Raw genomic sequence first — 22,688 nt, 5'->3', positions numbered from 1 at the left:
CTTTTAACTTTCAATCTTTAATTTTCAAATAGCCTTCCACCACACAATCTGCACCCACTGCGCGCCAAGAAACCCGATCTAAAGCCAAAGCATCAGTCATTGCCGAAAACCCCAAATCTCCTACAGGAGTTGGAGCTCCTTGGCCGCCGACAATTTTAGGAGCAATAAAAGCCATAATTTTTTGAACTGCACCCTCAGCAATTGCCTCGGCCGCCAAAGTGCCACCACACTCCCAGAGTACAGAAAGAAAAGATCGATCGTACAAATAAGCCATAACATTAGTCGGTGTCAGAGGCGAGAGCTCCACAACTTCCACCCCTTTGGCGATCAAAAATTCCTGAAATTCCGGGTTAACCCCAGGTTCAGTCAGCACCAAAGTAGCCGCCACAGAGGTTTCCCACAACCAAGCCGACTTCGGCAAATCCAGAGTGCGGCTCATCACCACCCGCAGGGGATTATTCCTATCAGGCTGGTGACTTGTCAGTAGAGGATTGTCCAGACGCACCGTATTTCCCCCAACAATCACAGCATCGCAGCCCACGCGCAACCGGTGTACCTCGCTCCGAGCCTCCTCGCCTGTTACCCAAGCGCTGTGGCCGCTACTGGTAGCAATTTTACCGTCCAAAGTCATTGCATATTTCAAAATTCCAAAAGGCCGGCGGTACAAAATCCGGTGTACAAAAGCCTCGTTGAGTTTTTGGCAAGCTTCCCCTTCCACTCCCGCCACCACTTCAATGCCAGCCTCTCGCAACCGGGCCAGCCCAGTTCCAGCTACCAAAGGATTCGGATCGACCATGCCAGCCACTACTTTTGCCACCTTGGCCTTAACTAAAGCTTCGGAACAGGGGGGAGTCCGGCCGTAGTGGTTGCAGGGTTCCAGGTTCACGTAGACGGTCGCTCCTTCGGCGAGTTCCCCCGCTTCCCGGAGCGCAAAAACTTCGGCGTGAGGTTGACCGGCACCGGGATGAAACCCTTCGCCGACAATCTTGCCGTCTCGGACAATTACAGAACCGACAAGGGGGTTGGGTGCGGTTTTGCCGAGAGCGCGGCGAGCCAATTCTATGCAGCGGCGCATCATGGCTCGATCGAACTCTTGAATTTCGCTGTTGTCCAGTTGTTTTGTACCTTGCTGCTGTCCGTTAGCTAAGCTGGCGATCGCTTGAGCGTCCGCCGGAAAAGTTTCCATAAGATTTTGGTATGATATCTATCCCTGAGTGTACTGACTTTGATGTTAATTTTGGCTGCGATCCGACGATCGATTGCGGCTGGGGCAAACAGTACGTTACCACTGAGATATTGCACCATTCTCAATTAGCCTTTCATGAACAGGCAAGATGCCTGTTCCACAAGAAAATTTATCTTTTGTGGAACTGGCATCTTGCCCGTTCTTGACAATGGTGCAAGATGTGAGTTACCGGGAGTGAAGGGCAATTTAGGGCGATCGGGCAGGCACGCCCCAACAAATAGCTTTAACATGAGGAAAGAATAGCAGGCGCTTGAAAAAACAATGAGTCAGGACATGAAGCGGGAATTTGCCAGCCGCGACGAATTAATTGCCTACGTGCGTGAACAGTTCCCCGAAGCCGCCGCCCGGGACAGCAGCGTAGCCCCAACCCCAGGCGGGCGGAAAGCAGCCGAGACAGCCCTGCAACAAGTCGATCCCGGCAAGTACGCCTCAACCCGCAATTTCCTCAACGGTGCGATAACCCGCTTGTCGCCCTATGTGCGCTACGGAGTTTTGAGTCTGGCGGAAGTCCGGGATGCCGTGCTAGAGAAGGTGCGGCATCGAGAAGAGGCCGTAAAACTCGTCAACGAGTTGGGTTGGCGGGATTATTGGCAGCGACTGTACGCGGAATTGGGCAACGGGATTTGGCAAGACCGGGAACCCTACAAAACTGGCTACACTGCTAAAGATTACAGCGAAACTCTGCCGGAGGATGTCATTGAGGGATCGACTGGTTTGGTTTGCATCGACAGTTTCAGCCGCCAGTTGCGAGAAACTGGTTATTTGCACAATCACCAGCGGATGTGGACTGCCGCTTATCTCGTACACTGGCGCCGAGTGCGCTGGCAAGCCGGAGCTCGCTGGTTTTTGCAACATTTGCTAGATGGAGATCCGGCGAGCAACAATCTTTCTTGGCAGTGGGTAGCAAGCACTTTTAGTCACAAACCTTATTTTTTTAATCGCGAAAATTTGGAGCGTTACACTAAGGCGGTTTATTGTCGCGATTGTCCTTTTTATGGGCAATGCGATTTTGAGGGAACTTATGAATATTTGGAAGGGCAGTTATTTCCTAATGGAGAAAAGGTCGATCGTAGCGGCGGTTCTAAAAGTTGGCAAGACTTTCAAAAGCGCCGGAAAAATTAAGGAAGTTCGGCAACCGATTCGCTTTCTTCGGATTTAACGGATTTAACACCAATTCTCCATTACCCATTACCAATTACCAATTCCCAATTCCCAATTCCCAATTCCCAATTTATGAACAATCCGATTATTTGGCTGCACGGCGACTGTTTGAGTCCTGAAGGCCCGGCTTTTAAAGCGCACCCAGAGGCACCGGCAATCTGGGTTTGGGATGATGCGCTCATTGATGAATGGCAGTTGAGTCTCAAACGAATGGTGTTTATTTACGAATGTTTGCTGGAGTTGCCGGTAGTTATTCGGCGGGGCGATGTGGCTGCGGAAGTTATCGCTTTTGCTAAAGAATCCGGCGCGAATCAAGTGGTGACTGCGGAAAGTCCCAGTCCTCGGTTTCAGGATATTTGCCGGGAAATTAAGCGATCGCACCCTGTAGAAGTTTTGCCGCCCGAACCCTTTGTCCGCTACGATGGTTACATTGATTTGAAGCGTTTTTCCCGCTATTGGCGCGTCGCTGAAAAATATGTTTTCTAATTGTAATTGGGAATTGGAAATTGGAAATTGGAAATTGAAAAGAGGTGTTCTTTTCTCTTCTTCCCTCTTCCTTCTTCCTTCTTCCTTCTTCCTTCTTCCCTCTTCCCTCTTCCTTCAACTCCCCTTCAAACGCTCCAACAGCCATTGAAATCTCGATGCCGCCAAATCGGGATTTTCGACATTTTCCGGGATAGCCCCCTCGTCGTCGGGCTCTTGATACATTAAACCATCACTATCATCGCCGAAGCGCTGGACTGTACCCCGCAGTCTCGACGAAAGAAATTTGGTAATCGCCCGATAAAAGCGCAGGGAAAAAAGCACGTCTTGCTCTAGTTTTTCAGTTAGCAGCCGCCTCGGAATTGACAGGATGAGGCACTCTTCAATTGCCGTGACGGTAGCAGAAGGAAGCCTCCCGTCTACAAAAGACATTTCGCCCAAAACTTCCCCGGCAATAATTTTTCCAATTTCTTTGTCGCCCAAAGATGATACAGCAACGCTCAAAGTTCCCTCCAGAACTATGTACAGGGCGTCTAAGGGCTTACCTTCGGTGATGAGGGTTGTGCCGGGGAGGATTTGGGTGCGGGTGCCGTTGGCGAGCATCCAATCGATGTCGCGATCGCTCAATTCGCCTAAAATGACTAGAACTTTGCTCATAAAGTCAGGTTCAGATGAGATAATTTGTATTTTTTTACTTGTTTAGTTGCGTGCTGTTGTTAGATGGTCAGACCCTGAGCGAAAGCGAAGGCTAAACTTTACAAATAGAACACTAAATTTTACACAATTTTCATAATATTCAGTAATTTTGACACGATCGAGCCACAAATATTTCTCGGATCGGTGGTATTATTCTACATTAATTGTCACGGACTGTGCAGCAGCCGATCGCGTTGTTTTAACTGCACTTGCTTTGGAGGGCGGGGCTGCCAAAACTGTTTTGAAAGCTTGTTGTCTCTTGATTTCGAGCTGGTGCGCCCTCAAAAACCGGATTTTTCCGGCGTGGCTGCGAGTGCAGCGCCCCCAAGTACAGTATTGTAGAATGCCAGCCCGACGCGCGATCGACCTCTTAATTAAACAGGAGCAAGGGTGCAATCATCCCTAGGATTGATTTTTTGGCGATCGATCTGTAAATTAAAATTAGCCTCTAAACCCACCGTCCGTTCTTGAATCTAATCAGCTTGAGAGTTGACTATTCAACGGTAAAATGGCAATCTAGGAACAACACAACTCATATTTGTGTCTTTTTTTAGGAAAGCTCTTGACGGTCGCCCTCAAACACTTACACTTTTAACACACCCTTCATTGAGGAGTATCTATGAATAGTCTATTTTCCAAGTCTACTTTTGCGTTAATAAATCTTGCAGCTTTAGCTGTTTGTTGCAGTACCATGTCAGCGAAAGCTGAAACTGGCAACTTGCCCGATGTCGCTACAACTGCAACAATAGCCGCTCAAAATATTGACCAAATTTCTGAGCCGACAGCAACTTCAGCAGTTAAGCCCGACGCAGAAACAACGGCTAGTAATAAAAAAATTGATTCTATCACTTGGAGCGAACTAACAGAAGCGGCAGAGCCAGTCGCCTCTGAACCGGCAGCCAACTTGCAAGTATCTATTGCTGCACCCGAAAAATCGGAAGCAGCAACATCTGAAATTGCTGAGACAGAAACAGCGCAAAATACCTCTATTGCTGCTGAAACTGAAAATTCGGAAGAAACTGCTAAAATTGCTGATAATGGTGTCGAAGTGCAGTCAACAGTCGAGACTGCCAAAAAGAGCGATCGACCTACCTCAATTGTTGCCGAGAGCAATAATCTTGAAGTAACAGCAACGAAGGAAGAAAAAGAAGTCCAAACAGCACAAGAATTGTTGAGCAATCCTGTCAGCACTTCCGCCTCAGCTCTGACAAACCAACCGAAAGTTGCTGAAAAACCGGCAACTGCCTCAGAACCAACTGAAAAAGTGGCTCAAGGAACTCAAATCCGACCAGGCCGAGCAACCCGTTCTGGGCCCAGCTACGTCGGCATTGGCGGCAATGTAGGTTTTGGCGGAGATTCAGCCTTAGGCGACGGTTCATTTGCGATTATTAGCAAAATCGGTTTGACGAACAATTTGTCGGTGAGACCGACTGTTTTGTTCCGCGACAACTTAACTCTTGTAGTTCCCGTTACCTTCGATTTTGTATCTCAAGAGACCGTCGAAGTCAGCGAGGATTTTGTGATTAGTGCTGCTCCCTATGCAGGTGCTGGCGTGATAGTTACTACCGGGGATGACGGTAATTTTGGCTTCCTGATTTCGGGGGGTGTAGATGTGCCGCTGACGAGAAATTTAACAGCAACAGCCGGATTGAATATTGGTTTTGTTGACGGAGCTGACGTGGGATTGTTAGTCGGTGTCGGCTATACGTTCCCGAATCTTGCCCGGTAGTGTTGGTGTTTGAGCAAACGCAGGACAAGTAAATAGGCGTGGGGTTGGCTGTAGGAATACGGTCAACCCTTTTTGATGGAAAATCTGCCTATGCGATCGATGTAGGGTGCGCCACAAGCAGAGAGCGCCGAGATTGATTTTTGTGAAAGATATAATGATGGTTGGATCGACCTGAGATGTTGCGTCATATTCAATAAGCTTTTTATGGACGGGCAGGATGCCCATCCCACAATCAAATTCACTCTTTGTGGAACAGGCCGGAAAGCCTGTTCTTGAAAATGTTGCAAGATATGGGCTCGATCGCACTTTCTCACAAACCACCCGAAAAAACCGTGACTAAAACAGAAATCTTAGCAGCACTCAAAAACCTGACAGCAGAAGAACGCCTAGAAATCATTGAAGCAGCTTCGCGGATGATGCGCGAAGAAATAGAAGAAAAAGCCCAGCGCAAAGCTGAGAGAAAGCGGAGACTCAGAGTTGCAGCAGAAGCAGCAGTCAAAGATTATATGCCGGGAGGTGCTTTACATGATTTGTGGTCGCCTGATAGCGAACCCTATTTTCAATCCGAGGAAGAATACCTTAACGCAGGGATAAAAACTAATGCGTAGAGGCGAAATCTGGCTGGTTGCGCTTGAACCTACTGTGGGCGCCGAAATCGGCAAAACTCGTCCGGTAGTAATTGTCACTGATGAAACGGTTGGAATTTTGCTGCTTGAAGTTATTGTTCCCATCACTGACTGGAAAGAGCGATACACCGAGAGAAATTGGATGGTTCGACTAAAACCAAGCGGCGAAAATGGCTTGGCGAAACTCTCCGCCGCTGATACTTTTCAAGTCCGTTCCGTTTCCCAACAAAGATTTGTCCGACAACTCGGAACCCTGTCCGAGACAATTATGGAAGAAATTGCAGAAGCACTGACAATTGTTCTGGATCTGGATTGAATAACTAGGCAACAGCGTACAAATAGTGTTATTTATAGATAGATTGTATGGCGCGATGGCCTAAATGATTCCTATACAACTTACACTCAAAAATTTTCTCAGCTATCGCGAAGCTGCTTTAGACTTTCGCGGCCTGCACACTGCTTGCATTTGCGGGCCTAACGGTGCTGGCAAATCCTCCCTCTTAGAAGCCATATGCTGGGCACTTTGGGGCTGTTGTCGCAGCGATATAGAAGACAATATCATCCACATCGGCGAAACAGATGTGCGCGTTGATTTCACTTTCTCCACCGGCGGCCAAATCTACCGGGTGATTCGCAACCGCCGGCGCGGACAATCGGGAAGTGTGGAATTTCAAGTCAGCTTGAATTCGGCCGTGACTGAGGAAAAACTTAATTTTCGCACGCTTACAGACAAGGGCCTGAGAACAACTCAGCAAAAAATCCTCGAACACATCAAACTAGATTACGATACTTTCATCAACTCGGCGTATTTGCGGCAGGGGCGAGCTGATGAATTTATGCTTAAAAAGCCGATCGAACGCAAACAAGTTTTAGCCAACCTGCTCAAACTCGACTCCTACGATACTTTATCCGAACAAGCCAAAGATACGTCCAAACAATTTAAAGCTCAAGTCGAAGTGCTCAAACAGAGTTTGCTAACCGTACAAGAGCAACTGCAACAAAAAGAGACGATCGCCTCCGAACAAACTCAATTGCAGCAAGCAACCGATTTGCTCTCTTCACAGCAGCAAGCCGACACAACCGAGTTGCAGCAACTGCAACTCCAGCACCACAACCGCCAAACTTGGCAAAAACTCCTCGCCGGCCACCAGCAACAGCACTACAATATCTCTCAAGAATGCCGCCGCTTGCAGCAAGAACTCAGCGCAGCCAAACAGCAGCAAAATGAGCTGCAAGCCCTGCTGATCCAAGAAAATGAAATAACAGAAGGTATCGCGTATTTCCACAGATTGCAAGCCACAGAAGAGACTCTCTCTGGCAAATTCAAAGCTAACCAACAAGCCCAAAATCAGCGTCAGCAATTGCAAGAACAGCAGCGGCAAGAACTGAGCTTTTTGCAAAGCAAAATTCAGCAGTTGCAAGCTCAATTAGATGTTTTAGAACAGGATGAAAAAGATGTTCTGGAGATTCTCAAACAGCAGCCGGAGGTTGACAAAGGACTCGCACAGTTGCAAGCAGTTCGATCGCGCCTCAACGAACTAGAGCAACTGCAACTGCAAGTTTCGCCGCTGCTACAACAGCAGCAGCACAAGCAACAAAAGCTCGATCGCGCCCGCGCCGGTTTAACCGCCCGCTTAGACGAAATCAACCGACAGGTGCAAGTTCAGCAGCAGCAGCGACAGCCAAAATTACAGCAGGAAATCTCGGCTATCGCCAATCAAATTTTGCAGTTGGAAAACAAGCGAGTTTATCAGCAGCGAGTCCGCGAAAAAGGTCAAGAAAGGCACGACTTTCTGGGAAACCTGCAAGCCAAAAGCCGCGACTATCAAACCAGACTCGCCGAGCTCGACCAAAAACTGCAACTGCTGCGGAAACATGAAGGAGAAAAAACCGCAGGCGAAGGTCAATCCTCGAATTTTGCGGAAAACGAGCCATCGAATTCGCCTTTAATGGTGCGGGATGCAAATTTTGGCAATTGTCCTTTGTGCGATCGGCCTTTAGACGAACACTACTGGAATTTGGTAGTCACAAAACACCACTCCCAACAGCAGGAAATCTGGAACCAACTGTGGGTTGTCCGCGAACAGTTGGCCGTCTCCGAGCGCGAAATTCAAGTCCTCAGACAGGAATACCGCGAACTAGAAGAGGAATTAGCGCCCTACCAAGAATTGCGGGAACGCCGCAGCCATTTGCAAGCACAATTAGATAGCCTGGGCCAAGACGAAAACCGACTGCAAAGTATGCGTCAAGACGCTGCGGAAATAGAGCGGTTGCTGCGAACCGGCGAGTATGCAGCTTCGGATTTGACCGAACTCCAGCAAATCGAACAGCAACTGCAACAGCTCAATTACAGCGATAGCAGCCACTCCCTTGCCCGCAGCGATGAAAAGCGCTTGCGGTGGGCCGAAATTAAGCAAGCTCAAATCAAAGACGCTCAGCAGAAACTGAAGAAAATTAATGCCCGCCGCCCGGATTTGCAAACTCAATTAGCCACAGTACAGCAACAGTTAGAACAGCAAAAAAATAGCTCGGAAATACAGCAGCAAATTCTGTCTTTAGATAGATACATTGCAGAAGTTGGCTATAATTTGGAACAGCACGAACACGTCCGCAGCGAAATGCGCCGCTCGCAGTTTTGGATCGCCCGCGCCGAAAAACTGCGAGCGGCCACTCAGCAGTACCCGCAAGTGCTGCAGCGCGTTAATGAAATAGCAAATTCCATCGCCGTGCGCGATCGAGAGTTGCAAGCTGTCAGCGCTCAAACTGCCGCGATGAACCAGCAATTGCAAGAATATCCCGATCCCACAGCCCGCATAAGTGCGATCGAACAGCAAATGAGTCGCCGCCGCCAGCAGCTAGACCAACATTTGGGAAGTCTCGGACGCCTCCAGCAGCAGCAGCAAAATCTGGAAACTCTGCAAGTTCAGCTAGTAGCTCAAAAAGAGCAAATGCAAGTTGCAAAACGCCAGCAGCGAGTTTATCAAGAGTTGGGTCAAGCCTTTGGTAAAAACGGCATTCAAGCTTTAATGATTGAAAATGTTTTGCCTCAACTCGAAGCTGAAACAAATCAGATATTGTCGAGATTGAGCGCGAATCAATTGCACGTTCAATTTATTACTCAGCGGGCTGCTGCTTCTAAAAAAGCAACTAAATTGATTGACACTTTAGACATTTTAATTGCTGATGCTCGCGGTACTCGCGCCTACGAAACTTACTCGGGCGGTGAAGCTTTTCGGATTAATTTTGCGATTCGGCTGGCGCTGGCGAGACTGCTGTCTCAGCGGGCGGGCACGGCTTTGCAAATGTTGATTATTGATGAGGGATTCGGAACTCAGGATGCTGAAGGGTGCGATCGGCTGATTGCTGCAATTAATGCGATCGCCTCCGACTTCGCCTGCATCCTCACCGTTACCCATATGCCGCACCTGAAAGAAGCTTTTCAAGCCAGGATTGAAGTAAGCAAAACTGCTCAGGGTTCTTCCATCAGCTTGTCAATTTAAAAGGGTTGACGAGCCGGATGAAAGGAGGAGAAGAAAAAAAGTTGAAAATATCAGTATTTTTACCTTCTGTTTTCTTTCCCCCTTCGCTATTTTCACCTTCTGTTTTCTGGATAAGTGCCGAATGTCTTTGGTTATACTAAATTCCCCAAAAGAAGGCAATTGTCTGCCCGTGTCCCAAACCATAATGGAATCAGTCATTGCCGATCTAAAATCTAAAATCTAAAATGGTATTAGTCGTCATTTCCAAAAAGAAGGCAATTGTCTGCCCGTAGTCCAAACCATAATGGAATCAGTCATTGCCGATCTAAAATCTAAAATGGTATTAGTCGTCTCCCCCGTCGGCTTTTGTGGGCTGCTGACTTTGTTAAAAAAGCTAAATTGAAAATAAAATTATAGAATAAGAATGGCTCAAGCTATTTATAAATTTTTATTGTTCTGTCCCCTCCCTGGGAATTTGGATATTGCCACAGATGACAACAGACTCTTTCCACCTGTCTCTCCTAGAGCGGGCGATCGCAGCGTCGAGCAACAGCATCCTCATCGCGGATGCTCGCAGGCCTGACATACCTATTATCTACTGCAATCCTGCTTTTGAGAAACTGACCGGTTACAGTGCCGAAGAAGTTATTGGACGCAACTGCCGATTTTTGCAGGGTCCCGATACAGATCGGGCCGAATTAGATAAACTCCGCAGCAGCTTGCGAGCAGGAACGGAAATTCAGGTTGTTCTAAAAAATTATCGCAAAGACAAAACTCCTTTTTGGAACGAATTAATCGTTTCCCCCATCCTAGACAACGAGGGAAAATTAACTCATTTTATCGGAGTTCAGAACGATATTAGCAAAAGAGTAGCAGCCGAAACAGCCCTGCAAGAAAGCGAAGAAAGATTGCGGGCGATCGCCACTGTGACTCCCGTTCCCATGTCAATTACGCGCCTAGAAGACAGCGTTATTTTGTATGCAAATCCTGCCCTCGGGGAAAGTTTAGGTTTGAGTTCCGAACAACTTATCGGACGCAAAAAAATTGAACTTTATGCCAATATCAATGACCGCCGTCAATTGATAGAATTAGTCAAACAAAACGGTTTTAGCGACAGCGAACAAATCTGCCTTAGGAAAGCAAACGGCAGTTTGTTTTGGGTGAAAATGTCGATGCGCTCGATTAATTTTAACGGCGAAGCCGCAATTTTATCGGCGTTTTACGATATTACCGCTCGCGTAGAAGCAGAAACAGCACTACGGCAAAGCGAAGCGAGGTTTCAAAAACTAGCCGCCAACGTTCCGGGAATGATTTATCAATTTCAGTTAGCAGCAGACGGCACTACGTCATTCCCCTACGTCAGTTCCGGCTGCCGCGAACTCTGGGAACTAGAACCAGAGGTACTCCAAAATTCAGCTATTCCCGCTATACAAATGATTCATCCAGAGGATGCGCCAAGCTTCCAGGAATCTCTTGCTATCTCAGCTAAAACTTTAGAGCCTTGGCGGTGGGAAGGCAGATTTGTTTTTGCGGGCGATCGGATTAAGTGGGTTAGCGGGGCTTCCCGGCCAGAACCCGGCGATAAAGATGACATTATTTGGGACGGCTTGTTGATTGACATTAGCGATCGCAAACTTGCAGAATCAGCACTGCGGCAAAGCGAAGCCAGATTCCAAAAAATGGCCGCCAACGTGCCGGGAATGATTTATCAATACTTGCTGCATCCCGACGGTTCCGATGAATTCATTTATGTCAGTTCAGGCTGTTGGGAACTCTACGAATTAGATCCAGAAAAAGTTCAAGAAAACTCGGATTTAATGTGGTCAACGGTGCATCCAGAAGACCTAAAAGTCCTTTTAGAATCAATCGCAATTTCCGGCGCAACTTTAAAACCTTGGATATATGAAGGGCGGCTCGTAACGCCATCGGGAAAACTGAAATGGATTCGCGGCATTGCCCGCCCGGAAGCGCAACCTGGGGGCGATATACTGTGGGAAGGGGTGACAATCGACATCAGCGATCGCAAGCTAGCAGAAATCGCCCTCAGCGAATCAAAAATGGCCCTGCAACAAGCCAATCAAGAACTTGAAAAGCGCGTCCTAGAACGCACGGAAGCCTTGCAAACATCCCAAAATATGCTGTGGTCGGTAATCAACAACATCCCTCAGTTAATTGCCTGGAAAGATCGAGATTTAGTTTACTTGGGAGGCAACACAAACTTTGCCAAAGTCGCAGGTTTCAATCACCCCAGTGAAATCGCTGGTCTCACCGACTTCGATATGCCTTGGAAGCCCGAAGAAACAGAAATTTTTCGAGCTGGCGACCGTCGCATCATGGCAACAAACACCCCAGAATATCACATCATAGAATCCAAAATGCAAGCCGACGGCACCCAGTGCTGTCTGGATACAAATAAAATACCTTTACACGACAATTCCGGCAATGTTGTCGGCATTTTGTCTACGTTTGAAGACATCACAGATAGGCTTTCCCTAGCAGCTCAAGTCCGGGCCAGCGAGGAACTATTTCGCACAATTTTTGAAGATGCACCCATCGCTATCTACTTAGCCAATTTAGACGATAACAAGTTAGTGCGAGTCAATAAAACTTACTGCGAAATGCTGGGATATACCGCCGAAGAATTGCTGAGCAAAACATTTATAGAACTTGGGCACCCCGAAGATTATTCAAAAAACCTCCAAGTTGCTCATTATCTTGAGCGGGGAGAAACTAATAGCTATCAAATTGAAATCCGCCAGCTTGCCGCTACAGGTAAAATTGTTTGGGTAAACGTGACAGCTACTTTGATTCGAGACGCCGAAGGAAAAGCTATTTACAAATTAGGGATGATTGAAAATATAACTAACCGCAAAATTTCCGCCGCAGCACTCCAAGCTTCAGAATCTCAATTGAGAAAACAAGCAACCCAATTGCAAGAAGCCTACGAACAGCTACAACACGCTCAAATCCAATTAGTTCAATCAGAAAAAATGTCGAGTCTCGGTCAGATGGTGGCTGGCATCGCCCACGAAATAAACAATCCCGCAACTTTTATTAACGGCAATATTTCTCACACATACAACTATTTTCACGATTTAATAGAGCTATTGAATCTCTACCAGGAATGCTACCCGTCCCCAGTTGCTCCGATTTCTGAAAAAGTTAAGGACTTAGAGCTCGATTTCCTGAAGGAAGACTTGCCCAGGATGCTAAACTCCATGAGAGTAGGAATAGAAAGAATTAGTAAAATTGTGTTATCGCTGCGGAATTTTTCGCGACTGGATGAATCAGAAATGAAGTTGGTAGACCTTCATGAAGGAATTGACAGTACGCTGTTAATTTTGCAGCACCGATTGCATCATGGAAGTAAAAAAAGCAGGATTGAAATTATTAAAGAATACGGAAAAATCTCGAAGATTCACTGTTGTGCGGGGCAGTTAAACCAGGTATTTCTCAACATTATCAGCAATGCGATCGACGCTTTAGAAAGCCAACCGCAACCTCGGACGATCGTGATTCGCACCCTGATGAAAAAAGCTGACCTGAAAAGCCACAGTAAAAACCAGCTCAGTGATTGCGATCGCATTGTAATTTGCATCGCCGACAGTGGCCCGGGAATGAGCGAAGACGTTCGCAAGCGGCTATTTGACCCGTTCTTCACCACCAAGCCCGTAGGGGCTGGAACCGGCTTAGGATTATCCATCAGCCATCAGATTGTGGTAGAAAAACATAAGGGAAGCCTGCGGTGCATCTCAGCGCCCGGCCAGGGAGCGGAATTCTGGATTGAAATCCCCTGCTGAGCGATCGTCCATTAATCTAAAAGTTTAAATATCTAACTTTTAATTCCCAATTGCCGTCGGTGCTTGAGTTATCAGGGTTTTGAATTAACCGCACTCAGAGGCCGGAACAAATCGCACTCAGCGGTGTGCTAATCTGCTGCCCTTATTCGCTAGGCAATTATGCTGAAAAAACTACCTTTATCCTGGTCTCGCTACATTCCAGCCGGGTTGACGCTGGCTTTGGGTGTCGGACTGTCGGTTCTGGCATTCGCCTTGGTTTGGGACTGGGAAGACAAGCGCCGCGACTACGAAATGCAGCGTCGCATCGACGATATTTCGATCGGCATCGAACGCCAGCTCAACTCCGACTTAGATACTGTTCTAGCCCTCAGCGACTACATGAAAGCCTTCAGCGCCGTCGAGCGTTCCTCTTTTGCCCGGTTTGTCGCCCGGCCCCTATCCGTCCACCCCAGCCTGCAACTCCTAGCTTGGGCCCCCCGCGTCCCGAATTCTCAGCGGCGCAACTACGAAACCAAAGCTAGAACCGAAACAGAGCCCAGCTTCGAGATTACAGAGCGCGGCCCGCGAGGAGAACTCCGCAAGGCCCTCCAGCGTTCCGAATACTTCCCGGCGTTCTACGTCGAACCAACAGCCGGAAACGAGACAGTATTGGGCTTTGACCTCGCCTCCCACCCAAAAATCCGCGTCGCGCTCGATCGAGGGCGCGATACAGGGGAAATGATTATCACCAACTACATCGGCCTAACTGAGGGCAATTCCCCGGAACTGGGTCTTTTGGCCATAGTTCCGATTTACGAAAACAGCAGTAAACCCACTACCCTGGAATCCCGTCGCCAACTGCTACAAGGATTTGTTCTGGGCGTATTTCGAGGCAAAGATATTTTCCAAACCTCTTTAAAAGGACGCAATACCGACTACCTCAATATTTATCTCGTTAGCGAGGCTCCAGACAAGCAAGAAGCACCGTCGCTGTTACCCCAAACGGGCAACCCGGTTCTCAAAAATCTCCCTGCTGAGCCCCAAATTCAGCAATTTGCGGTGCAGTTCCAATCCGCGAGCCAACAAGTCCTTCCAGCATCAGCCACTGTTGACCGAGCCCTGATGCAAAACTGCCCGATTCTTGACAATCCAGGCCCGAACTATACAGCTTGCAGAAGGCGGCTGAAAATTAGCAGCCGCCAGTGGTCTATGTACGTGTCTGCAACGCCGGAAATTCGCAGGATTCGCAAGCACTGGCGCTCTTGGGGAACTCTGACGATGGGGATGCTGTGGACTCTGATTCCGGTGACATATATGCTGACATCTTTGAGCCGCACCGCCCAAATCGAAAAGCTAGCCCGAGAAAGAATTCGCCAAGCCGAACAGTTGCAGGCTGCTTACCTACAGTTGGAACTCGAACAAGCTAAATCCGAGCAACTGCTGCTGAACGTTTTGCCGGCAGCGATCGCCCTGCGTTTGAAGGACAATGAACACAATATCGCCGAAAGTTTTGCGGAAGTAACTGTGATGTTTGCCGACATTGTGGGGTTTACAGAGCTTTCGTCGAGAATTTCAGCGACGGCGGTGGTGGAAGTGCTCAACGATATTTTTTCGGCTTTTGACCACTTGGCCGATCGCCACGGTTTGGAGAAAATTAAGACTATTGGTGACGCTTACATGGTTGTCGGCGGTTTGCCGACGCCCCGAGAGGATCACGCCGAGGCGGTTGCGAACATGGCGATCGATATGCTGCACGAAATTAGGCTCCTGAGTTTAGAACATTCGGAACCTTTCAGCATTCGGATTGGGATTAGCAGTGGCCCTGTCGTTGCCGGCGTCATCGGCTTAAAAAAGTTTATTTATGACCTCTGGGGCGACACAGTAAATATTGCTTCGCGCATGGAATCCCACGGGATTACTGGCTGCATTCAAGTCACCACCGAAACCTACCAGCTATTAAAAGATAAATATACTTTTCAGAAGCGCGGCGCCATTCAAGTTAAGGGCAAGGGATACATGGTTACTTATTTGCTGACTGGGAAAAAAGATTATTGACCCCGCCCAAAAACGGATACAAGCATCCGATTCCCCGATCGACTAAGACTTTCGATCGCCAAGCTAAAATAGTGTAAGCTCCAGGTATTCTATCACCCCTGCACCAACTGAGGAAAAACTATGACGACGCTGCTAATTCAAACCGAAAGCGTCCCACTGACGGTCAATTTCCCTGCGATCCAATCGATGACTGTTGAACAGTTCTATGAATTCTGTCTAGTTAATCGCGATTTGAGAATTGAGCGTACAGCGAGTGGGGAAGTTATCATTATGTCACCCGCTTTTTCAGATACAGGCAATCGAAACGGTAAGATTGCCCTACAATTGGGGAACTGGGCAGAACAAGATGGCACGGGTGAAACGTTTGACTCCAGTGCCGGCTTTACCTTGCCGAATGGAGCAACCCGCTCCCCCGATGCCTCATGGATTAAACTAGAGCGCTGGAATGCCTTAACTGAAGAACAAAAAGCCTCATTCGCACCGATTTGTCCAGACTTTGTGATTGAATTGCGGTCTGCTAGTGACGCTCTCAAGGGATTGCAAAACAAGATGCAAGAATATATTGACAACGGTGTATCGCTCGGCTTTTTGCTCGATCGCAAAAACAGAAAAGTCTACATCTACCGTCACGATCGCGAACCTGAAATCTTGGATAATCCTGAAACAGTCAGCGGCGATCCAGAGTTACCGGGATTTGTCTTGCGGATGGCAAAAATCTGGTGATTTAGATCGTTACACCATACTCAAAGACATCAATTCATCTGTCATTTCAAAATTAGCCGTCACACTTTGCACGTCATCCAAATCTTCCAGTGCATCCATTAACTTAAGGAGCGATCGAGCTTTTTCAGGAGTGTCTATTTCCACTGTATTGCTGGGAATCCAGCGATTTTCCGACTGCAAAACTGCAAATTTTTTTTGTTTCAAAACATCAGCCAGTTGTTCCAAATGAGCCACACTTGTAAATACCTCTGCACCTTCAGTATCCTCATCAATTAATATCAAATCATAAGATTCCGCAGCCGCCTCTAGCGACGCTTCAAACAATTGTTCCTCATCAATCGGGCCGCGTACTGTACAAACTCCTTTGTGCTCAAACATCCAGCCCACACAACCAGTTTCGCCCAGGTTGCCGCCATTTTTAGTAAAAGCTTCTCGCAAGTCAGCGGCTGTGCGGTTGCGATTGTCTGTCAGCGCTTCAATCAGAATAGCAACCCCGCCAACGCCGTAACCTTCGTAGCGAATAGCTTCTAATTCCGAACTTCCCCCAGCCAAGCCGGCACCTTTGGCGATCGCCCTTTCTATGTTTTCATTAGGAATATCCGCCGCCTTGGCTTTTTCAATAGCCGTCCGCAGTTGAAAATTGCCAGCGGGATCGGGAACTCCGCTGCGGGCCGCGACAATAATTTCGCGAGATATTCGAGCAAAAACCTTGCCTTTAACGGCATCAACTCTAGCTTTTTGGCGTTTAATATTCGCCCACTTACTGTGTCCAGCCATACCGATTTGAGATTTGAGATTTAAAATTTGCGATCGAGATTAAACAATAACACCCAGATTCGCACAAATCCAATTAACGTAGGGTACACCTCGGCGCACCTTACACAAATAGCATAAAATGCGATTTTTCGCACGCATCTAACTTTAATTAAACCGGATCACCGTTTCAGAGTCACTCAGGTGAGAAGTATCGCCATTAAGTGCGATCGACCATTCTCCCTCACCCCGCACCACTTTCACCAAACAGCACAAAGAAGCGTTAATTTCCGTTTCAACACAGCCAGCCAGCCCGATCGCAGTTCCTAAAACCGACGCACCGTGACCTACCAATAACAGATCTTCAGGAAACTCAGCCGCGAGGCGTTTAGCAGTTTCCCCCGCCCTTTTGAAACAAGCTTCCCCAGTTTCGGGATAATTAGCAATACCGCCTTTGTAGGAAGCATCTATCCTGGGAAAACGCCTGCACAAAGCTTCAACGGACTCAGTTTCTGGCATTTCTGGCATCCATTCCGGATTCAGCCATTCGCACAGTCCCCACTCTAGTTTAATTGACAAATCGAGAGCTTCGGCCGCGTGATTTGCTGTTTGGACAGTTCGCAGAAAAGGGGAAGCAAAAATATGAGAAATTCCTTCACCTTTGAGGCGATTGGCTAGTTGTTTAGCTTGAACGTGACCGTCTTCGGAAAGGTGGGGGTCATAGGGGCGTTCTGCGGTGAGAAACCAGTCGGGGTTAACGAAGTCGATGCGGTTTCCGTGTCGTGCGATCCAGACTGTTTGTGGCATGAGTTGGTTTGAGTTTTGCTTCTAGGTGTAATATTATATCAAAGATGCTGATTTTTGCTCTTTATGAAACTCGATTGGGATCAAAACAAGGCTGCGGTAAATTTGTCCAAGCATGGCATCTCATTTGAGGAAGCCAGAACGGTTTTTGAGGATCCCCTCTACGTCGATTTCTACGATCCGGATCACTCTGATGAAGAAGATCGCTATATTATTGTTGGAGAGTCCCAGCAAGGTAATTTATTGATAGTGTCGTATACAGAAAGAGCAGATTTTATTCGTTTGATTAGCGCCAGGAAAGTAACACGAGTGGAGCGAGAAGTTTATGAAGAAGGATGAAATAGGGATGGACGATGATCTTCGGTCGGAATATGATTTGAGGAAGTTGAGTGTAAGAAGGGTAGGATCGGGACGAAAGACCTTTGGTGGTGTAAATATTCGTTTAGAACCGGATGTAGCAGAGATGTTTCCCGATTCTGAAGCAGTAAATGAAGCTCTACGGTTTTTGATTAGAATTACTAAAGAAAACGTGGTGTCGGAGAAATAAGCTTAAAGTCTTTGTCGCCACTTTCCCAAGGATAAATTAATTAGAAACTCCAAAATATTAGATTCATGTGTGGCTGAGTTATCTCAGTTACATAGTGTTTTAAATGCCAAGTTTGAGCTTCCCAATCAGAAGCAGAATAACGAGCACCCACCGGCCAGTGGCGAAGATAGGAATACTCATCTATTTTGCTAAGAGATAAAGCATCATTCTGCTTTCGGTTATAAATCGCCCTTCTCCCAACCCTGTTACAGTTATCTCTGCAAGGGAAAAGAGGTAGCCATAACATGAGTGCTGGTCTAATATAACCTTCCCTTGCTCTTCTATCTACACAAATCTGAGCGCATAGTTTACTTTTACCTTTACCAGAGCTAATGCTTTGAGAGCGAATTATTTCTTGCATACGGGTGTCAAATCTGAGAATATTCTCCCGATTATCTGCTGTTCGTCATCAATAAACTTCTTGAGTAGATTCCGAAACTCTCTGGGTGGATTCGGTATATTATCAGTGCTTTCTCTTGGATGATATGTAATTTATACTTATGAAATATGTTGAGTATCTACATCTTTCAGTTGTAAATTTAAGTGGTTCTCAGAAAGAACGATCGCAAATTGCAAAAACTGAAAAAATAGCCCGTGATATTTCCTGTCGGTAAAATTATCTCTGTGAAATTTTGGCGCAATTGCTATTAAGCGAACTGGTCGATCGTAATCCACGCGATCGGCAAAAGGTTTGTGTTCTAACAAAGCATCGTAATCACGGGTTAACTGCTGAACGACCTATCTATCTTCGCCGTTTTTCAACTCTAGCACAACTAACCGTTTATTCTCGTCCACCGCTATAATATCGCATCTTTGCTCGTTGACAGTGAATTGCCGCTTAATGACCGTCAAACCGAGCAAACTTTGCAAGTGAACTTCGACAAAATCCTCTAAGGCTTCTTCATTGGCAAATTCCCACCCCGACCCTGTTTTCCTCAATGCGGCGCTGCTTAGCATTTTGACAATTCTTAAAGTCTTTAACCAATTTTACCGCTAATGTCTGTAGTCCGCCGAGGGTTTAAATAAACCCCGATCGCCCTGACAGCTTCCCAGCCATCCCGCAACAAAATCGCCTTTAAGTGGGAGCGCTATAATAGTAACTATTTCACACTTCCATCTCTTGACAAATCATTAAAAGTATGCTCATCAGTGAAAGCGATCGCGCTACCATTCGCTCAGTCGTAGAACAGCAACTGCAAGCATTTCAAAAAGACGATGCTGCGCTCGCTTTTTCCTTCGCCAGTCCCGGAATTCAGCAGCAGTTTCGCACCGCAGAAAACTTTATGCACATGGTAAAAATTGCCTATGAAGCTGTCTACCGTCCGCGCTCGGTATTATTTGAAAACCTCGGCACTGTAGAAGGGATTCCCGCTCAGCCGGTGCTGTTGCTGGACTCGGAAGGTATCCCCCTCAGAGCCATTTATCTCATGGAAAAACAGTTTGATAAGAGTTGGCGAATTAATGGCTGTTATTTGGTTTCCCTTCCCGAAGAATAAGTTATGCTTACTTTTCGGCTGAGCTTTTTTTGCTAATTCGCAGCATCTTATTACCGCCCTTTTGAAACTCATAAGGAGCCTCTTGAATTTCTACACTAAAACTTCTCTTTTTCAATTCGGTGACGATCGGGTTTAAGTGCTCGGATTCCTCCCCGCTAAAACTCTGCAATAGAGGGAATACCCGGACTTCCTTCGCAACCCGACACATTTCTGTAATTGCTTCCCGATGAAATTCTTCCGAAAGCAGGTGAGAATAAGCAAATAAGAAATGGCTGCACAAAGCTAAATCGAATTGACCGTTCTCGAAAGGTAAAACTGGCAGCTCAGCAGTCATGTAGCGGCCTTCCTGCAAACCAGAGGGAAAATCTTCTAAAAATTCCTGCATCGCCTTCATTCGCACTTCGCCTAGCTGGTACGGCGATTCAAAATTGTTCCACAGATAGCCGTCTAGATTTGCCTTAACCCCATCAATGACAGTTTGATATGTTTCTTGGATGCGATCGCCAATTTCCACCGCAGTAAACTGATAAACTGGATCGCAAGAAATTACGTTTTTACCTTGGCGAGTCATTTCGGCATTGAAACTTGCCGGGCCGGCGGCACAATCAAGAATGTTTAGCTTGAGGTCACTTGATGTCAAGCTAAACATTCCTATGTATTCATCCAAGCAGCGTCCCCAGGGAATTACTTGATCCAATTTTAGTGACACTTGTCTTTGTCCTGCAGAGAGAATTATTTAACATTTTACCTCAAATCAGGGCGTTTTTTTTTATCCATTTCTTTGGCGGGTTGATTTGTATCCCGACTTATGTATAAAGAATTTTGCTCAAACGAGATCCTAATCCTGATAACAGTTGGCGGGCTTTACAGTTTCTTTACAAACAAGGTGCAAAATAGTTAAGTGCGATCGCACAATTTTTATGCTTCCACCTGTGGATTTTGCAGCGAAGCGAGGCTACACTGGACAGCAGGGAAAATAAACTAAAATCAACTAGCTAAATTGCTCTCGTTCATTGGCAGGCTGCAACCAGGGAAGAAAGATGAAACATACCATTCAAACCGCTACAAGTCTGAGTTTGTCAGCACTCCTGGTGCTAAGCAGTTCGCTGCCCAGTATAGCTCAGTTGCCTGCCGTCAGAAATCCTGCACCCGGTAGGAACCCAAACCAACCGAGAGTACCGCCGCCGCCGCCTCCGGGTTCGAGTTTGCCACCGAGCGGCAATCTTGGTTCGCTGACACAAGAAGCAGCTTATACTTTAGGCCCGGGCGATCGCATTGCTTTAGATATTTTTGGCGTCCCTGAATTCAGCAAGGAATATCAAGTGTTAGTTGACGGGACACTCAATTTGCCAATCATTCGCAGCGTCTCAATTCAAGGGTTGACGCTGCAACAAGCCGCTAACGTGATTACTCAGCGATACGAACCCTTCATCAATGTTCCCGTTGTTACCGTGACTGTGATCGTCGCTCGCCCCCTAAATATAGGTCTTGCGGGTGAAGTTACTCGCCCGGGTTCCTACAAGATTAATCCCACTAGAGAAGGAGGAGGAGTAAAATTCCCGACTTTGATGGAAATGCTGCAACTTGCACAAGGGGTGACATCAGCAGGAGATATGCGAAATGTCCAAATTCGCCGTCCCCGCAGAGGCGGACCGGAGCAAGTTACTACTGTAGATTTGCAGGATTTTTTAGAGACGGGAAATTTGCGTCAAGACGTTACCATTCGAGATGGAGATACAATTTTTGTACCGACAGCAAGTGCCCTTAATACTCAAGAAGTCCGTCAAAGAGCGAGTGCTAATTTTTCCGCTGATATTACTAAACCAATTGGTGTGGTCATTGTGGGGGAAGTGAACCGACCGGGACCTTATACTGTATTTGCTTCGGATGTGCGATCAAGCAACCAACAAACAGAATTGAGTTTTGTATCTATCGACCAACAGCAAGGAGCAGTTGTGGGCTTACCAACAATAACTAGAGCACTAAAAATTGCTGGTGGTATCACTACAGAAGCTGACATTCGCCGCGTGCAAATCCGCCGCCGAGTCAGAGGTGGCAACGAACAAACTATCATGGTAAATCTGTGGGATTTGCTGCAAAAAGGCGACGCAACTCAAGATATTTTGCTGCAAGAAGGAGATAGCGTAATTATCCCGACTGCCGCTACGGTAGACTTGGCGGAAGTTTCTCAAGTCGCAAATAGCAGTTTTTCTCCGAACGCGATTAGCATCAATATTGTAGGAGAAGTAATTAGACCTGGGGCTTTGCAGGTGCGGCCTAGTACATCCCTGCACCAAGCTTTGCTGACCGCAGGCAGTTTCAATCAATTGCGGGCTAAAAAAGACAAGGTAGAACTATTGCGTTTGAACCCCAACGGTACTGTTTCTCGCCGCACGATCGAGGTAGATTTTGCTCAAGGGTTGAATCCTAATAATAACCCAACTCTCCGCAACAACGATGTGATTCTGGTAGCGCGATCGGGCTATACTAGGGTAGCAGACAATATCAACACATTCTTGCAGCCGATCGCAGGAGCTGCAACTGGGATCAGCGCTGTTAGTGGCGTTTTTACTGGGTTTCAAGCAACTATCAACGCTTTTCAAAACTTATTTTTGGGAGGAGATTTCGAGCGGCGAAATCAGCTCAGACAGATTCGCGAACAACGTCAAGACAGACAAGAGCAACGGGAAGACAGACTGCTAGAAAGAGAGCTACAACGTCAAGATAGATTGGAGCAAGCAGAAGACAGAAGACTGCAACTTGAAGACAGAAGACTGGAACTTGAAGACAGACAGCGGCAAATAGATCTTGAGAATCGGCAAATTCAGATCCAGGAGCAGCAACTTCTGCTCCAAAATCAGCAGCAGCAAATGCAGCCACAGCAAATTCAGCCAACTACTCCTTGATAAGACTCGGGCTTTGAAAGTTAGCCACCCTCTTTATGAATCGGCGGTTGAAACCGCTGCATAGAGTCAAACTTTCGTCCGAGCAAAGGCAGGGTAAGCTCATCTAATTTGGTATAATATGAACTTGACAAAGTTAACAAAATAAGCATAAGAGACTGTGTAGACA

General features: G+C 47.0%; 22 protein-coding genes. 15 read left to right on the top strand and 7 right to left on the bottom strand.

Annotation, left to right across the window (positions count from 1 at the left end):
• Positions 1–10: 10 nt before the first annotated feature.
• The gene (gene ribD, locus QUA47_RS24110) at positions 11–1,186 is read right to left on the bottom strand and encodes a bifunctional diaminohydroxyphosphoribosylaminopyrimidine deaminase/5-amino-6-(5-phosphoribosylamino)uracil reductase RibD (RefSeq protein ID WP_333286579.1); all 1,176 of its coding nucleotides are present in this window, start codon (positions 1,184–1,186) and stop codon (positions 11–13) included.
• Between the two features lie 11 nt (positions 1,187–1,197).
• Here ribD and QUA47_RS24105 point away from each other — a divergent pair, with 11 nt between their 5' ends.
• The 3 genes from QUA47_RS24105 (at position 1,198) to QUA47_RS24095 (ending at position 2,893) form a co-directional block, all read left to right on the top strand.
• On the top strand, positions 1,198–1,392 hold the full coding sequence (locus tag QUA47_RS24105; protein ID WP_333402300.1) for a hypothetical protein: 195 nt from the start codon (positions 1,198–1,200) through the stop codon (positions 1,390–1,392).
• A 115-nt stretch (positions 1,393–1,507) separates the two neighbouring features.
• Positions 1,508–2,368 (top strand): FAD-binding domain-containing protein, encoded by an 861-nt coding sequence (locus QUA47_RS24100; RefSeq protein WP_333432623.1) that lies wholly within the window; start codon positions 1,508–1,510, stop codon positions 2,366–2,368.
• 111 nt (positions 2,369–2,479) lie between these two features.
• Positions 2,480–2,893, top strand: coding sequence for a hypothetical protein (locus QUA47_RS24095; protein ID WP_006631038.1), 414 nt, complete (start codon positions 2,480–2,482; stop codon positions 2,891–2,893).
• Positions 2,894–3,007: 114 nt separating this feature from the next.
• Here the strand turns inward: QUA47_RS24095 and QUA47_RS24090 are convergent, their stop codons facing one another.
• Positions 3,008–3,547: a cyclic nucleotide-binding domain-containing protein gene (locus QUA47_RS24090; RefSeq protein WP_333402297.1), complete on the bottom strand. Its 540-nt coding sequence runs from the start codon at positions 3,545–3,547 to the stop codon at positions 3,008–3,010.
• Between the two features lie 148 nt (positions 3,548–3,695).
• Between QUA47_RS24090 and QUA47_RS24085 the strand changes: the two genes are divergently transcribed.
• From QUA47_RS24085 to QUA47_RS24050, 8 genes are all read left to right on the top strand, one after another.
• On the top strand, positions 3,696–3,992 hold the full coding sequence (locus QUA47_RS24085; protein ID WP_333432622.1) for a hypothetical protein: 297 nt from the start codon (positions 3,696–3,698) through the stop codon (positions 3,990–3,992).
• A 213-nt stretch (positions 3,993–4,205) separates the two neighbouring features.
• Entirely contained in the window at positions 4,206–5,315 is a 1,110-nt protein-coding gene (locus QUA47_RS24080; protein ID WP_333432621.1) for a hypothetical protein, read from the top strand.
• Positions 5,316–5,593: 278 nt separating this feature from the next.
• Positions 5,594–5,923, top strand: coding sequence for a hypothetical protein (locus tag QUA47_RS24075; protein ID WP_333432620.1), 330 nt, complete (start codon positions 5,594–5,596; stop codon positions 5,921–5,923).
• Entirely contained in the window at positions 5,916–6,257 is a 342-nt protein-coding gene (locus QUA47_RS24070; protein ID WP_333432619.1) for a type II toxin-antitoxin system PemK/MazF family toxin, read from the top strand. Before QUA47_RS24075 ends, QUA47_RS24070 begins: the two co-directional genes overlap by 8 nt.
• Before the next feature lie 64 nt (positions 6,258–6,321).
• The gene (locus tag QUA47_RS24065) at positions 6,322–9,441 is read left to right on the top strand and encodes an AAA family ATPase (protein WP_333432618.1); all 3,120 of its coding nucleotides are present in this window, start codon (positions 6,322–6,324) and stop codon (positions 9,439–9,441) included.
• Between the two features lie 470 nt (positions 9,442–9,911).
• Complete coding sequence (locus QUA47_RS24060) at positions 9,912–13,220, top strand: PAS domain S-box protein (RefSeq protein WP_333432617.1); 3,309 nt, start codon at positions 9,912–9,914, stop codon at positions 13,218–13,220.
• 159 nt (positions 13,221–13,379) lie between these two features.
• On the top strand, positions 13,380–15,254 hold the full coding sequence (locus QUA47_RS24055; RefSeq protein WP_333432616.1) for an adenylate/guanylate cyclase domain-containing protein: 1,875 nt from the start codon (positions 13,380–13,382) through the stop codon (positions 15,252–15,254).
• Positions 15,255–15,374: 120 nt separating this feature from the next.
• A complete protein-coding gene (locus QUA47_RS24050; protein ID WP_333432615.1) occupies positions 15,375–15,977 on the top strand; it encodes a Uma2 family endonuclease in 603 nt (200 codons plus the stop codon).
• 9 nt (positions 15,978–15,986) lie between these two features.
• Here the strand turns inward: QUA47_RS24050 and QUA47_RS24045 are convergent, their stop codons facing one another.
• Both QUA47_RS24045 and QUA47_RS24040 read right to left on the bottom strand, forming a co-directional pair.
• A complete protein-coding gene (locus QUA47_RS24045) occupies positions 15,987–16,754 on the bottom strand; it encodes a YebC/PmpR family DNA-binding transcriptional regulator (RefSeq protein ID WP_333432614.1) in 768 nt (255 codons plus the stop codon).
• A 144-nt stretch (positions 16,755–16,898) separates the two neighbouring features.
• A complete protein-coding gene (locus tag QUA47_RS24040) occupies positions 16,899–17,537 on the bottom strand; it encodes a histidine phosphatase family protein (RefSeq protein ID WP_333432613.1) in 639 nt (212 codons plus the stop codon).
• A 63-nt stretch (positions 17,538–17,600) separates the two neighbouring features.
• Here QUA47_RS24040 and QUA47_RS24035 point away from each other — a divergent pair, with 63 nt between their 5' ends.
• Both QUA47_RS24035 and QUA47_RS24030 read left to right on the top strand, forming a co-directional pair.
• Positions 17,601–17,873 carry a BrnT family toxin gene (locus tag QUA47_RS24035; RefSeq protein WP_333432612.1) on the top strand — a complete coding sequence of 91 codons (273 nt, stop codon included), beginning with the start codon at positions 17,601–17,603 and terminating at the stop codon, positions 17,871–17,873.
• Complete coding sequence (locus QUA47_RS24030; RefSeq protein WP_333432611.1) at positions 17,860–18,081, top strand: hypothetical protein; 222 nt, start codon at positions 17,860–17,862, stop codon at positions 18,079–18,081. The genes QUA47_RS24035 and QUA47_RS24030 overlap by 14 nt, the downstream gene beginning before the upstream one ends.
• Before the next feature lie 537 nt (positions 18,082–18,618).
• Here QUA47_RS24030 and QUA47_RS24025 read toward each other — a convergent pair.
• Positions 18,619–18,825, bottom strand: coding sequence for a hypothetical protein (locus QUA47_RS24025; protein ID WP_333284802.1), 207 nt, complete (start codon positions 18,823–18,825; stop codon positions 18,619–18,621).
• Positions 18,826–18,858: 33 nt separating this feature from the next.
• Positions 18,859–19,077, bottom strand: a complete 219-nt coding sequence (locus QUA47_RS24020) for a hypothetical protein (protein ID WP_333432610.1) — start codon at positions 19,075–19,077, stop codon at positions 18,859–18,861.
• Positions 19,078–19,259: 182 nt separating this feature from the next.
• Here QUA47_RS24020 and QUA47_RS24015 point away from each other — a divergent pair, with 182 nt between their 5' ends.
• Positions 19,260–19,616: a DUF4864 domain-containing protein gene (locus tag QUA47_RS24015; protein WP_333432609.1), complete on the top strand. Its 357-nt coding sequence runs from the start codon at positions 19,260–19,262 to the stop codon at positions 19,614–19,616.
• A 7-nt stretch (positions 19,617–19,623) separates the two neighbouring features.
• Here QUA47_RS24015 and QUA47_RS24010 read toward each other — a convergent pair whose 3' ends face one another.
• Entirely contained in the window at positions 19,624–20,325 is a 702-nt protein-coding gene (locus QUA47_RS24010) for a class I SAM-dependent methyltransferase (protein WP_333432608.1), read from the bottom strand.
• Positions 20,326–20,656: 331 nt separating this feature from the next.
• Between QUA47_RS24010 and QUA47_RS24005 the strand changes: the two genes are divergently transcribed.
• Complete coding sequence (locus QUA47_RS24005) at positions 20,657–22,522, top strand: polysaccharide biosynthesis/export family protein (protein WP_333432607.1); 1,866 nt, start codon at positions 20,657–20,659, stop codon at positions 22,520–22,522.
• The last annotated feature ends 166 nt before the right edge of the window (positions 22,523–22,688 follow it).

The organism is Microcoleus sp. MON2_D5 (assembly GCF_036701905.1).
Classification (GTDB): domain Bacteria; phylum Cyanobacteriota; class Cyanobacteriia; order Cyanobacteriales; family Microcoleaceae; genus Microcoleus.
Note: the sequence above shows the minus strand (reverse complement) of the source record. Positions and strands in the feature narration are given on the sequence as shown.